General features: G+C 33.2%; 10 protein-coding genes and 1 tRNA gene. 2 read left to right on the top strand and 9 right to left on the bottom strand.

Features of this window, described 5'->3' with window-relative positions:
* Window position 1: 1 nt before the first annotated feature.
* From recQ to aroB, 6 genes are all read right to left on the bottom strand, one after another.
* A complete protein-coding gene (gene recQ, locus C8C88_RS12725; RefSeq protein WP_121338480.1) occupies window positions 2-2,119 on the bottom strand; it encodes a DNA helicase RecQ in 2,118 nt (705 codons plus the stop codon).
* A gap of 86 nt (window positions 2,120-2,205) precedes the next feature.
* The gene (locus tag C8C88_RS12720; RefSeq protein WP_121338479.1) at window positions 2,206-2,610 is read right to left on the bottom strand and encodes a DNA primase; all 405 of its coding nucleotides are present in this window, start codon (window positions 2,608-2,610) and stop codon (window positions 2,206-2,208) included.
* A 10-nt stretch (window positions 2,611-2,620) separates the two neighbouring features.
* Window positions 2,621-3,592 (bottom strand): deoxyhypusine synthase family protein, encoded by a 972-nt coding sequence (locus tag C8C88_RS12715; protein ID WP_121338478.1) that lies wholly within the window; start codon window positions 3,590-3,592, stop codon window positions 2,621-2,623.
* A 93-nt stretch (window positions 3,593-3,685) separates the two neighbouring features.
* On the bottom strand, window positions 3,686-5,086 hold the full coding sequence (locus C8C88_RS12710) for an arginine decarboxylase (protein WP_121338477.1): 1,401 nt from the start codon (window positions 5,084-5,086) through the stop codon (window positions 3,686-3,688).
* A gap of 52 nt (window positions 5,087-5,138) precedes the next feature.
* A complete protein-coding gene (locus C8C88_RS12705) occupies window positions 5,139-5,318 on the bottom strand; it encodes a hypothetical protein (protein WP_121338476.1) in 180 nt (59 codons plus the stop codon).
* A 58-nt stretch (window positions 5,319-5,376) separates the two neighbouring features.
* Window positions 5,377-6,444 (bottom strand): 3-dehydroquinate synthase, encoded by a 1,068-nt coding sequence (gene aroB, locus C8C88_RS12700; protein ID WP_121338475.1) that lies wholly within the window; start codon window positions 6,442-6,444, stop codon window positions 5,377-5,379.
* Window positions 6,445-6,536: 92 nt separating this feature from the next.
* Between aroB and C8C88_RS12695 the strand changes: the two genes are divergently transcribed.
* Window positions 6,537-7,706, top strand: a complete 1,170-nt coding sequence (locus C8C88_RS12695) for a proline dehydrogenase family protein (RefSeq protein WP_121338474.1) — start codon at window positions 6,537-6,539, stop codon at window positions 7,704-7,706.
* A gap of 78 nt (window positions 7,707-7,784) precedes the next feature.
* On the opposite strand, the gene C8C88_RS12690 is transcribed toward C8C88_RS12695, so the two are convergent.
* On the bottom strand, window positions 7,785-9,572 hold the full coding sequence (locus C8C88_RS12690; RefSeq protein ID WP_121338674.1) for an ABC transporter ATP-binding protein: 1,788 nt from the start codon (window positions 9,570-9,572) through the stop codon (window positions 7,785-7,787).
* A gap of 186 nt (window positions 9,573-9,758) precedes the next feature.
* Between C8C88_RS12690 and C8C88_RS12685 the strand changes: the two genes are divergently transcribed.
* Window positions 9,759-9,833 (top strand) — tRNA-Val (locus C8C88_RS12685).
* A gap of 156 nt (window positions 9,834-9,989) precedes the next feature.
* On the opposite strand, the gene C8C88_RS12680 is transcribed toward C8C88_RS12685, so the two are convergent.
* Both C8C88_RS12680 and C8C88_RS12675 read right to left on the bottom strand, forming a co-directional pair.
* Entirely contained in the window at window positions 9,990-10,871 is an 882-nt protein-coding gene (locus C8C88_RS12680) for a type IX secretion system membrane protein PorP/SprF (RefSeq protein WP_121338473.1), read from the bottom strand.
* A gap of 20 nt (window positions 10,872-10,891) precedes the next feature.
* Window positions 10,892-14,329: a gliding motility-associated C-terminal domain-containing protein gene (locus C8C88_RS12675; RefSeq protein WP_121338472.1), complete on the bottom strand. Its 3,438-nt coding sequence runs from the start codon at window positions 14,327-14,329 to the stop codon at window positions 10,892-10,894.
* Window positions 14,330-14,361: the final 32 nt, after the last annotated feature.

The following is a 14,361-nucleotide window of genomic DNA, read 5'->3' as shown; positions in this document are numbered from 1 at the left end:
ATTAGCGTTGATTTTGTTCGTATTCTTTTTCAATGATTGCAAGCCCAATTCTGATTTTGTCATAAGAAATACGTTCTTCTAAATAATCAAAGTAGGGTTTTAAAGCATTAGGGAATTCTAATTTAATTTGTGCTTCCTTAATTTTTGAAATTTCATCTTCGGAAACAAAACTACTTAAATCAATTTCATTTCCATCACTATATAATTTGGCTAAATGCGAAATAATTGTTGCAGTTCCTAAATTTCTTTTCAAAGCAATTTCTTCTACGGTTAATCCATTTTGAAACAGAATTAGCGTTTCTTTATAAGTAGTTGCTTCTTTTTTCTTTTTGATTGGTTTGTCTTTTTGAAAAGCAATAATGGCTTTTATAAAAATGGCTCCATAGTTTTCAAGTTTAGTTTTTCCAACACCTTCAATAGCAAGAAATTCTTCATCACTCATAGGTCTTTCTGTTTCCATTTGGCGTAAAGCTGCATCGCTAAAAATCACATAAGCAGGTATGTTTTCTTCTTTTGCAATTTCATAACGCAGTTTTCGAAGTGTTTCAAAAAGAGAATTTGAAACTGTTTTTTTCTTGATTTCCTTTACTTCGGATTGGTCTACAGTTATTTTCTTAACGGTTGTCAACTGTACTTTTTCGCCTTCGAATAAAACTTTTTTCGCAAAGGGCGTTAGCTTAATTTTATTTTGTTGATGAAAAGCAATTTCACAATATCCTAAATTAATCAACTGAATCAAATATTGATTCCAATCATACCAAGAAATTTCGATTCCCACACCGTAGGTTTTTAGGTTTTGATATTCTTTTTCAAAAATATAAGCATTTTTAGACCCGCGTAAAAAATCGATAATCACAGCCAGCGGTTCGTTTTCTTGTAAGCGAATAATAGCGGATAAGGCTTTTTGAGCAATAACAGTTCCATCAAAAAAAGCAGGTGGGTTTTTACAAATATCACAATTTCCGCAATTCTCCATAACCAATTCTCCAAAATACGAAAGCAAAATTTTTCTGCGGCAGCTTAAAGCATCGGCATATTGCTTCATTCTTTCGAGTTTGGCTAATTGTACTTCTGAATTTAAACCTTCGGAAGCAAATTTTTGCAATTGAATAACATCACCATAACTTTCAAAAAGAATTGTTTCTGACGGTAATCCATCTCGCCCTGCGCGCCCAATTTCTTGATAATAACCTTCTATGTTTTTTGGTAAATTATAATGAATGACCCAACGTACATTTGATTTGTCGATTCCCATTCCAAAAGCAATTGTTGCACAAACCACCTGGCATTCATCATTGATGAATTCATCTTGTGTTTTTGAACGAATTTCAGAATTTAAACCAGCATGATAAGCTTTAGCGTTGATGCCTATTTTTTGTAATTTTTCTGCAAGTTCTTCGGTTGTTTTTCTACTTAGACAATATACAATTCCGCATTCGTTTGGTTTTTCTTTGATAAAATCAATAATTTGTTTGACTCTATCTAAGGCGGGGCGCACTTCTAGACTTAAGTTTTTTCTATCAAATGAACTAATAAATATTTGCGGGTTTTTTAGATTTAATTGTTGGCTAATATCTTCACGTGTAGCTTTATCAGCTGTAGCAGTTAAAGCTAACATTGGAGTAGAAGGGAAGCGGTTTTTTAAATATCCTAAATTGGTGTATGCTGGTCGGAAGTCATGTCCCCAAGCCGAAATGCAGTGCGCTTCGTCAATAGCGATAAGACTAACCGTAATTGTATTAAAAATATTTTCGAGATAGGATAGACTTTCAGGAGCTACATAGACTAATTTTATTTTGTTAGATACTATGCTTTCAATGTAAAATTGTTGTTCGGTTTCCGTTTGGCTGCTGTTAATAAAACAAGCTTGAATACCATTTGCTTTTAAACTGTCAACCTGGTCTTTCATCAAGGCAATAAGTGGAGAAATCACAATTGTTATTCCGGGAAAGAGTAAGGCGGGAAGCTGGAAACAAATTGATTTTCCTCCTCCAGTAGGCATAATGGCTAATGTGTCTTCTCCGGATAAAATCCCTTTTATTATGGCTTCTTGATTGGGTCTGAATTTTTCGAATCCAAAATTTTCTTTTAGTTTGGCGTGTAAAATATCTGTTGTCATTTTGGCGTATATATTGTGTACTAAATGTATAAAAAAAGGAACTCGTTTGTAGAGTTCCTTTTTGAAATTATTATTTGAAAGATGTATTAATCTTCATCGTCATCATCATCGTCATCTTCGTCTGAAGGTTCTTTGTCATCAGAGTCATCATCGTCGTCATCTCCGTCAGAGTCTGGTTTGTCGATAGCTTCATCATCATCATCTCCATCGTCAATGTCATCATCATCTAAATCAAGACCTTTGATAGGCACTACAACTTCATCTATTATTTCATCATCATCGTAGTTTTCAATTCGATCGGCTAATTTTGTACTTACTTTTACCAAATAAATGGTATCTTCAGTTCGTACTTCAACAGCTTCAATCAATTCGTTTTTAGCATTTCTAAAACGGATAATGTCTGAATCATCATAACCATCAGGAAATTTTTCTACTAAAAGGTTTAAAATCTCGTTGGTAAGTTTTGCGTAATCAACAATTACTCTTTTCATAAATTTTATTCTATAAATCTAATAAATAAGCGAAAATTAAAGGCGCCACAATGGTAGCGTCAGACTCAATAATGAACTTAGGGGTTTTTATATCTAGTTTTCCCCAAGTTATTTTTTCATTCGGCACAGCTCCAGAGTATGAACCATAACTGGTTGTTGAATCTGAAATTTGGCAGAAATAGCTCCAAAAAGGAATATCATGCATTTCCATATCTTGGTATAACATTGGTACAACGCATATTGGAAAATCGCCAGCAATTCCTCCACCAATTTGGAAAAAACCAACTCCGTTTGCACTGTTTTTTGGATACCAATCTGAAAGGAAAACCATGTATTCAATACCTGATTTCATTGTAGATGCTTTCAAATCACCTTTAATAACATAAGATGCAAAAATGTTTCCCATTGTACTGTCTTCCCATCCTGGTACAATTATAGGTAAATTTTTCTCAGCAGCAGCATACATCCAGCTGTCTTTTAAATCAATTTCATAGTATTCTTCAAGAACTCCAGAAAGCAACATTTTGTACATGAATTCATGTGGAAAATATCTTTCTCCTTTGTCGTCTGCATCTTTCCAGATTTTGTAAATGTGTTTTTGCAAACGACGGAAAGCTTCATGTTCTGGAATACAAGTATCAGTAACTCGGTTTAATCCTCTTTCTAATAAATCCCATTCGTCTTGAGGCGTTAAATCTCTGTAATTAGGAACTCTTTCGTAATGTGAATGCGCTACTAGGTTCATGATATCTTCTTCAAGATTTGCACCTGTACAAGAAATAATTTGAACTTTGTCCTGACGGATTATTTCCGCAAAAATCTTCCCAATTTCTGCAGTACTCATTGCACCAGCCATGCTCACCATCATTTTTGCACCATTGGCTAATTGCTGTTCGTATGCCTTTGCGGCGTCAACTAAAGATGCAGAATTAAAATGCAAATAATGCTTTTCAATAAACTGACTGATCGGTCCTTTGCTCATTTTTTTTAATTTAAAGATTTAAAGATCGAAATTTTGAAAGATTGTATTTCAAATTTAACGAATTTTTAAATTGACTAATTGTGTATTTAATAATTATTTTTTGTCGTAACCTAATATTTTCAGAACGTCTTCAGAAGTTTGTTGTTCCGAAAAAACTTCGGTTGCTAAAATCCCATTTTCATCCCGGTCAATTAATATGTGTTTTGGTTGCGGAATTAAACAGTGATGAAGACCACCGTATCCACCTATTGTTTCTTGATAGGCTCCTGTGTTGAAAAATCCAATATATAATGGTTTTTCTTTATTGTATTTTGGCAAATAAATAGCATTCATATTCTGCTCTGAATTGTAATAATCGTCGCTATCACAAGTCATTCCGCCTAATAAAACCCTCTCGTAAGTGTCATTCCAACGATTTACTGCTAACATAATAAAACGTTTGTTAATGGCCCAAGTATCTGGAAGAGTTGTTATAAAAGAGGAATCAATCATATTCCATTTTTCTCTATCATTTTGTTGTTTTTGATACAAAATTTGATAGATAGCACCTCCACTTTCACCTACTGTAAAAGATCCAAATTCAGTGAAGATATTTGGTACATCAACTTCGGCTTCGTCACAAGCTATTTTTATTTGATTGATAATTTCATCAATCATATATTGATAGTCATATTCGAAAGTCAATGAATTTTTGATAGGGAAACCTCCACCAATGTTCAAGCCGTCTAGTGTTGGACATTCTTTTTTTAGTGCCACATATACTTTGATACATTTTACTAATTCATTCCAGTAGTAGGCATTGTCATTGATTCCGGTATTGATAAAAAAGTGCAACATTTTAAGTTCCAATTTTTTATTTTCCTTGATCTCTTTTTTGTAAAAAGGAACAATGTTTTTATATCCAATTCCCAAACGAGAAGTGTAAAATTCAAATTTAGGCTCTTCTTCAGCAGCAATACGGATTCCTATTTTGAATTTACTTTTAATTTGACCTTGTAGCAAATCCAATTCTTCGTAATTATCGATTATTGGAATTGTATTTTTATGACCATGGTTGATTAAACGCGCAATGTTTTCAATGTATTGATCTCTTTTGAAACCATTACAAATTACATAAGTGCTTTTGTTTATTTTGCCATTAGCTAATAAATTTTCTACAATATTAATGTCAAAAGCAGAAGAAGTTTCAATGTGAATATTGTTTTTAAAAGCTTCATTCATTATGTATTCAAAATGAGAACTTTTTGTACAATAGCAATAGAAATATTTTGCCTCATATTTGTTCTTTTCCATCGATTTACGAAACCAAGCTTTGGCTTTGTTAATGTTGTTGGAAATTTGAGGTAAATACGTAAATTTTAATGGCGTACCGTATTGTTCTACGAGTTTCATCAAATCAATATTGTGAAACTGAAGATTGTCTTTATTTAGTGTAAACTCTTCCTGAGGGAAATAATAAGTTTGATTTATTAAGTCGTAGTATTTTGTATTCATTTAGTTTTCAGAATTTTAGATTAAATATACATAAAAATAAGTAAACTAAAATTCAAACTCGAATATTTGCATAAACAATCTGAAGCTTTTCAGGATCCGCTTTTAAATATTGAAAAACATCAAAACTAAATTTTCTTTTAATGGTATAAAAACAATTCAACATTCCTAAAAAAGGAATACTGTTTTGGGCTTTATCCCAACTAAAATTTATTTGATTTTGATTTTTTTTCATCGGAGCAAATGTAAAAAATATTATATACGAAACGCAATCCTTTTTATTAAAAAATGGATTAAGATTTATAATCTTGGAAAGCATCAAGAATCAATTCATTCTCAACTAATTGGTTTATTTTTATGTTACCAATCCCTTCAATTAATGCAAACTGAATGGTTCCAAATTCATTTTTTTTATCATGAATAAGCAATTCTAGTATAGGTTCGATATCATTTTTTTCAAAAGTGATATCGTCATAAATGGATTTTATAGTAGATTTAATCTCAAGATATTCTTCTGTATTGATTAGATTTTTCTGAAGCGAAATATAACTTTCTAAAATCATTCCAACAGCAATAGCTTCTCCGTGTAATAAAGTAGTCTTAGATTCATTTTCTAAAAAATAACTTTCAATAGCATGTCCTAAAGTATGACCAAAATTTAATGCTTTTCTAATATTTTTTTCGGTTGGATCTTGTTTTACGATTTCATTTTTAATTTCTACTGAACGATAAATTAGTTCATCAAAATCAGCAAAATCGATAGCTTTTAAATCTAAGAATCGCTCCCAATAAGCTCTGTCGTATATTAATCCGTGTTTCAGCATTTCTGCTAGACCAGATCGCATTTCGGTTTGAGATAAAGTTTCTAAATAGTTCGTATCTATCAATACCATTTTAGGAACATTAATAACGCCAATTTGGTTTTTTAAATTTCCTAAATCCACACCATTTTTGCCACCTACAGAAGCATCTACCATTGATAATAGAGTAGTTGGAATGTGAATAAAATCAATACCTCGCTTGAATGTTGATGAAACAAATCCACCTAAATCCGTTACAACTCCACCACCTAGATTAATTACAAGACTTTTTCTGTCACCACCTAATTCTGTTAAAACTTTCCAGATTTCAACACACGTATCGATGTTTTTATTAGCCTCACCAGCTTCAAATTCAATGATTTCAATAGTAAGTTCCGTTTCTAAATAAGGCAGGAATTTTGGTAAACAAAACTCATTTGTGCTACTATCAACTATAATAAATATGTTGGAATATTTGTTTTCTTTTAGATGAAGGTTTAACGCTTCATATCCTTTTGCATTAAAATATATTGGATAATTATTGGCTTGAATAGTTTGCATCTTTTTGGAATAATTTTAAGCGCAAAATAAGGGAATTTTTGCTAAATAATATCCAAAACTCTATCTATATTTGTATAAAAATATAACAAATAATGGAAAAAATATTCAAAAATACACAAATTGCCTTTGCTCTAAAAAGTGATACGGAACTTGATAGAGCCTATTTTCTTTTTAAAATGATTGATAATCAGCCTTTAGTGCGAATAGGAACTGCAGTCACTAATTTTGCAATAAAAGCTAATCTTCCTGTTGAAGGATTAATTAGAGCTACCGTTTTTGACCATTTTTGTGGTGGTGTAAATGAAGACGACTGTCTTAGTGTAGTTGATAAAATGTTTACCAAAGGAGTTTCGTCAGTATTAGATTACTCTGTTGAAGGAAAAGAGGAGGAAGATCAGTTTGACGCCGCTCTTAATATGACTTTGAAGACCATTGAATTTGCAAAAGAACGCGAGGCAATTCCGTTTGCGGTTTTTAAACCTACAGGATTTGGACGTATTGATTTATATGATAAAGTAGGAGAGAAGAAAGCATTAACTCCAGAAGAGCAAGCAGAATGGAATAGAGTTGAGGAACGTTTTGATATAGTTTGTAAGGAAGCGCACCAAAAGAATGTTGCCTTACTGATTGACGCAGAAGAAAGTTGGATGCAAGATGCCGCAGATGATTTGGTTACTAAAATGATGCAAAAGTATAATAAAGAAAAAGCGATTGTTTTTAATACGCTACAAATGTATCGTTGGGATCGTTTGGATTATTTGAAGAATTTACATCAAAAAGCTTTAAAAGAAGGATTCTATATCGGAATGAAATTAGTTCGTGGCGCATACATGGAAAAAGAAAATCTGCGTGCTGAACAAAACGGGTGTATATCGCCAATTTGTAGTTCGAAAGAAGCAACAGATGTAAACTATGACGCAGCGGTGCTTTATATGATTGAGCATTTAGATAAAATGTCCATTTTTGCGGGAACGCATAATGAACAAAGTTCTTATTCGCTAATGGAGTTGATGCAAGAAAGAGGCATCAAAAATGACGATGATAGAATTTGGTTTGGTCAATTGTATGGAATGAGTGATAATATCAGTTATAATTTAGCAGCTAACGGATATAATGTAGCTAAATATTTGCCATTTGGTCCAGTTAAGGATGTTATGCCTTACTTAATTCGTCGTGCGGAGGAAAACACTTCTGTTGCAGGACAAACAAGTCGTGAATTATCCTTGATAAAAGCGGAAAGAGATAGAAGGAAAGGGAAGTAATTTTGTATGACAAAAAAACACCCAATAAAAAACTCCATTCATAATTGAATGGAGTTTTTTTATGAAGTATTCTTTTTTCTAAGAATGGCTAAATTGTAAGTTGCTTAAGTTTTTATAAATTCCGTTTTCTAAAGCAATTAATTCTTGGTGTGTACCTTGTTCTGAAATTGCACCATTATCAAGAACTAAAATTTGATCAGCACTACGAATAGTAGAAAGACGATGTGCTATAATTATACTTGTTCTTCCTTCCATTAAAATTTCTAAGGCTTCTTGAACTAGTTTTTCACTTTCACTATCTAATGAAGAAGTAGCTTCGTCTAAAATTAAGATACTTGGATTTTTCAGTAATGCTCTCGCAATAGCGATACGTTGTCTTTGTCCACCAGATAATTTAATACCTCTTTCACCAACAATTGTATCGAATTTTTCAGGGAAACTTTCAATGAAATTATAAGCATTAGCTTGTTTTGATGCTAAAAGAATTTCTTCTTCGCTAGCATTAGGTTTTCCATAAGCAATGTTTTCTCTAATTGTTCCTCCAAATAAAATGACATCTTGCGGAACAATACTCATGTTTCCTCTTAGATTTTCTAAGTCATAATCGTAGATGTTCTTATCGTCAATTAAAATTTCACCTTCATTTATATTGTAGAAACGCAATAACAAAGACGCAATAGTTGATTTTCCGGCTCCACTAGGTCCAACAATAGCTATTTTTTGGCCAAAAGTAGCTTTAAAGCTCACTTCCTTCAGTACTTTGATTTCTTTTCTAGATGGATAATGAAAAGCAACATTTTTAAAAGTAACATCTCCTTTTATTTTTTGAATTGTTGAAGCATCATGAATTAAATTAATTTTTTCAGGTTCTTCTTCTAATAATTCAAAAACTCTTTCGGTTGCACCAATAGCTTTTTGGACTTGCGCATATAATTCTGCAATACCTCCCGAAGAAGCTCCAACATAACTTGAGTATAAAATAAATGTGAATAATTGCCCAACGGTTATTTCGCCAGCAATACTTAATTGCACGCCATACCAAACAACAGCTACAATAGTTCCAAAGAGACAGATAATAATAAAAGAAGCAAAATATCCTCTAAATTGTCCTCCTTTAATAGCAATTTTGACAACTTCTTTTATTTTTTCTTTGTAGCGATGTATTTCATACCATTCGTTTGCAAATGCTTTAACAATACTAATCCCTTGCATGGTTTCTTCAACCACAACTTGACTCTCTGCAACTTGGTCTTGCACTTTTTTAGAATACTTTCTTATGAATCGTCCAAAAATTACTGCAGCAACTCCTACTAGTGGCACTACAGAAATCATCATGATAGTCAATTTAATATTGATGCTTGCTAACATTGCAAAACTTCCTATAATTAAAATAAATTGACGTAAAAATTCCGCTATAGTAGTTGTTAATGTATCTTGAATTTGTCCAATATCATTACTAATTCGGCTATTTAATTCCCCAACACGTTTTTGAGAGAAAAAAGACATCGGTAATTTAACAAGGTTTGTGTAAAGAGCTAATCGAACATTAGCTAAAGTGTTTTCGGTAAAATTCACAAACAATGATAACCTGAAAAATGAAAATACAGATTGTAAAATTAGTACTAATCCTAATCCTAGCGCTATTTGATTAGCTAGTGCTGCGTCTTTTTTATTCACGCAATCAACTAACATTCCCATAAATTTAGGAAAGGCTAATGCGGTAACACTTGTTAGCAATAAAAAGACTAAGCCTACATAAAATTTCCAACTGTTTTTTCCAGCATATTTGAAAATTATCTTCGCCTTACTAAGTGAAGTTGCAGTAATTTTTGATTTTGGTAAATCATTTTCTTTGAATCTTGCCATTTTATATAATTTATGTTCCAAATGTACTACTATAGACATTCATTACAAAAAAATAACAGTTTTTGATTTAAGTATTAAAATACTGTTAGTGAGCGAATAAGTTATTAAGGATGATTTTTTTTTAATATTTTTTTTAAAAACACCTTGTGAAATTGATTTCTAAATGTATATTTGCACTCGCAATTAGGGCGATTAGCTCAGCTGGTTCAGAGCACCTCGTTTACACCGAGGGGGTCGGGGGTTCGAACCCCTCATCGCCCACAAAAATTACAAACCTCCAAAGTCATTTGATTTTGGAGGTTTTTTTTATGGAATTCTATTTAGGTTTATTTTTTAGTAATTACCATGCTTTGAATTTAAAACAAAAAAAATCCTCAATGACTTGAGGATTTTTTATAAAATATGTTTAATTCTGTTTTAGAATTTAAATTGCAATAAAATTTCATTTGTATTTTTTGCACTTGCTAATTCAGGTCTTGTGCTCATTTCGTAAGCAAATCCAAAAACAAATCGCTTACTTAAAGTAATATTTGCCATAGCTGCATATGCTTTATCCGTTCTGTAAGTTCCTCCAATTTCAAAATTGTTTTCAATTTGAAACATTGTGTTTAAATCTAAAGAAGCAGGAGCACCATTCACATAACGAAGCAATACAGATGGTTTTAAAACTAATGAAGGATTTAAATCAAAATCATATCCTCCGCTCAAATAAACATGAGGTCTATCTGTAGCTATCATTGCATATCCGTTTTCGTTTTTAGCATTCTGAGTATTCAATATTCTAGGAATAGAAAGCGAAACAAAGAATTTATTGTTTTTCAAAACGGCACCAACACCTAAATTAGGATTGAAAGTGCTAATAGAACCTAAAGCTGGATCAGATTGTACTGCATATGTTTCTAAACCTGAAGTGTTTACATTGTAGAAATTTCCACCTGCTTTTAATCCTAGATACAAGTCGATAGTTTCACTCATTTGTAATTTATAAGAGAAATCAACACCAACAAAGGTTTGTTTTTCAACAAAAGTTCTATCGTTTACTACAGAAACTCCAAATCCTAAATTGTGACCCAAAGTAGTTCCAAAAGAAACTGCTTGCGTTTTTGGAGCATCAACAATTCCTGTCCATTGCGTTCTAATAGAACTTGTACCAAGTGTTTGATTGTCCATTCCGGCATAAGCTGGATTGATCATATTCATATGGTATTTGTAAAAAGTAAACGTGCTTTCCTGTTGGGCAAAAAGGGAACTACTCATTACGAATAGAAAACCGATTAGTATATAATTAAGTTTTTTCATTTTATCTTTTTCTTAGTAAATTATTTTGTTAAATATATCCAACCTTCTAAATCAACGCTTCCATTTCCTTCAATATCAATTTGGTAATAGTATGCTGAAGTTTCTGGTAGAGATTGGTTTTTGTTTTTATAATGCCCATCCCAATCATTTCTATAATTGTGAGCATAGAATATTTCAGATCCCCAACGATTGAATACTCGAACTGTTGAATTAGGATATTGTTCGATGTTGTATATCATCCAAGTGTCATTTATACCATCACCGTTTGGAGTAATAGCTTGTGAAACATTTAATCCTAAATCACATACATCACCTTTACCATCATGGTCTCTATCAGCTTGATCTGAGTTTGGAGTTAATGGACAGTTGTCAACAGTATCTAAAATTCCGTCATTATCATCATCATCATCACATGTATCACCTAAACCATCATTATCATTATCAGTTTGGTTAGCATTAGCTGTAAATACACAGTTATCGTCTCCGTTTCTAATACCATCATTATCACAATCTGCATCATTCCATAAAGCACTTGGACTCAAAGTCTGACTTGCTGCTAAATAGTCGCATGTGTTTTTAGCATTAGTACCATCAATTTTTTCTGTACCATCTGTTACACCGTCACCGTCAGTATCTGGTTTTAAAGGATCAGTACCGTCAATTTTTTCTTGACCATTACTTACATTATCACCGTCACAATCAGCAGTGTTCCAAGAAGATCTAGGAGCTACAGATTGACTAGCTAAAATAAATTGACAAGCATCAGTTGCGTCAGTAACATCTGTTTTCTCTTTATCATCTGTTACACCGTCACCGTCAGTATCTGCTACATTAGGATCAGTACCATCTAATTTTTCTTGACCGTTAGTTACATTATCACCATCACAATCACCAGTATTCCAAGATGAACTAGGAGCTACAGATTGACTAGCAAAAACAAATTTACAAGGATCAGTTGCGTCAGTTGCGTCTGTTTTTTCTTTATCATCAGTTACACCATCACCGTCAGTATCAGGTTTAGTAGGATCAGTACCATCTAATTTTTCTTGACCATTAGTAATAGTATCACCATCACAATCAGCAGTATTCCATGAAGAACTAGGAGTTACAGATTGACTAGCAAAAACAAATTTACAAGGATCAGTTGCGTCAGTTGCATCTGTTTTTTCTTTACCGTCTGTTACACCGTCACCATCAGTATCAGGTTTGTTAGAATCAGTACCATCTAATTTTTCTTGACCATTAGTTACATTATCGCCATCACAATCAGCAGTATTCCAAGAAGAACTAGGAGCTACAGATTGACTAGCAAAAACAAATTTACAAGGATCAGTTGCGTCAGTCTCATCTGTTTTTTCTTTACCGTCTGTTACACCGTCACCGTCTGTATCTGGTTTATTAGGATCAGTGCCGTCTAATAATTCTTGACCATTAGTTACATTATCGCCATCACAATCAGCAGTATTCCAAGAAGAACTTGCATTTAATGTGATACTTGATGCTGTAAAAGAACAGCTATTATCAGGATTTGTCCCGTCAGTAACTTCAGTTCCATTAGTCACACCATCACCATCACAATCAAAATCATTCCAAGAAGATGATAATGCTATTGTGAAATTTTTATCAATTGAACATCCATTTAAATCAGTAATTGTACAAGTATAGTTTCCAGCTGCAAGTCCAGTAGCAGTAGCGGCTGTACCACCAGAAGGTGACCATGAGTATGAATAAGAACCTGTACCACCAGAAGCAATAACAGAGGCAATACCATCTGTTGATCCATTACATGATGTATTTGTTTGTGATGTAGTAGCGGTAATAGCAGATGGCTCAGTTATAGTAAAGTTTCTTGTTGCAGTACATAAGTTAGCATCTGTAATTGTTACAGTATAGTTACCAGCTGTAAGTCCAGAAGCAGTAGCACCTGTACCTCCAGAAGGAGACCAAGAATAGGTATAAGAACCTGCACCACCAGAAGGAGTGACAGATGCACTACCTGTTGCTCCACCATTACAAGCTATATTAGTTTGCGATGCGCTCGCGGCTATAGCAGATGGCTCAGTTATAGTAAAGTTTCTTGTTGCAGAACATCCGTTAGCATCTTCAATAGTTACGGTATAACTACCTGCAGAAAGTCCAGAAGCAGTAGCACCTGTACCTCCAGAAGGAGACCAAGAATAGGTATAAGAACCTGCTCCACCAGAAGGAGTTACAGATGCAGTTCCATTAGAACCACCATTACAAGATACATTAGTTTGCGATGCGCTCGCGGTTATAGCAGATGGTTCTGTTATAGTAAAGTTTTTAGTAATAGTTGCTAAATTATCATCTGTAATCGTTACAGTGTAATTTCCAGCTGTAAGTCCAGAGGCGGTTGCCCAAGTACCACCAGAAGGTGACCAAGAATAAGAGTAAGGCGCAGTTCCTCCTGAAACAACAACTGATGCGGTACCATTGCTACCCCCAAAACAAAATAAATTTGTCTGAGATGTGCTTGCTGTTAATGCAACACTATCATTGTCTAAAATATTACCTGAGTCTGATTTACTACCTATATTTAGTATTAAAGTTTCAGTTGATTCAATAGAACTATCGTCTGTTGTGCTAGCTGTAATTGTAAAAGAGCTAACCCCACCCGGAACAGTTATTGTGCCATCACCATTATCGATTACTCCATTTGAAAATGTAAATGTGCTATTGTAATCAGATCCATTTGTTGAAGTTCCACCATAAGTAAAAACAAAAGTTTGTGGATTACCTACAGTAGTTGCTGATGATAATGTAACATTGTAAACTAAGTTTTGACCTTCAGTTACATTTGCAGTACTCAAAGTTACAGTAGATGGTTGTGGTGAACTCAAGAGTTCAGCATTAAGAGCATCTAATAATCCATTAGTTGCAGCATTTCCTGCTCTGTTTTCTCCATTAACAAACACAAAGCTTGATGCATATGCTTTTAGTCCTAAAGTTGTACTTGTATTAGGGGTACTTCCTCCAACTATATTATAAGTTTGGCCTAATCCGTAAGTGATAGTGTGGTTTTGACCTGAATCAAAAATAAATCCGAATACTTCAACAGTTGATCCACTAGTTTCTCTCCAGTTTAAAGCACCTGTTAATGAAAATGAAGTTCCGTTAGCCAAATAAAAGGTTAAGTTTCCTGACAAGTCATTTCCTTGTGTACCTCCAAATGCACCAGCATAGGCTTGGCTAAAACTAATTCTGTTGATTCCAATATTAGATAAATTGTTAATGGAATTGGCCTGATTAGTGTTAGACCCTTGGGTGCCTAGGTATCCTTTAGAAAATGTCAAACTAACATTTTGGGCTTCTAAGGAATAACTACTTGCTACAGTCAAAAATAGCGCGGCAAAAAATAAGAATACTTTTTTGCTATAAGATGTACTCTCTTGATTACATTTTATAAGCTGATTTGGTAAGTAATTTTTTAATTTCATAAAATTATTTTTGTTAAATTTCTTTAATACAA

Source organism: Flavobacterium sp. 123 (genome assembly GCF_003634825.1).
Taxonomy (GTDB): domain Bacteria; phylum Bacteroidota; class Bacteroidia; order Flavobacteriales; family Flavobacteriaceae; genus Flavobacterium.
This window is presented reverse-complemented; position numbering and strand designations above follow the sequence as displayed.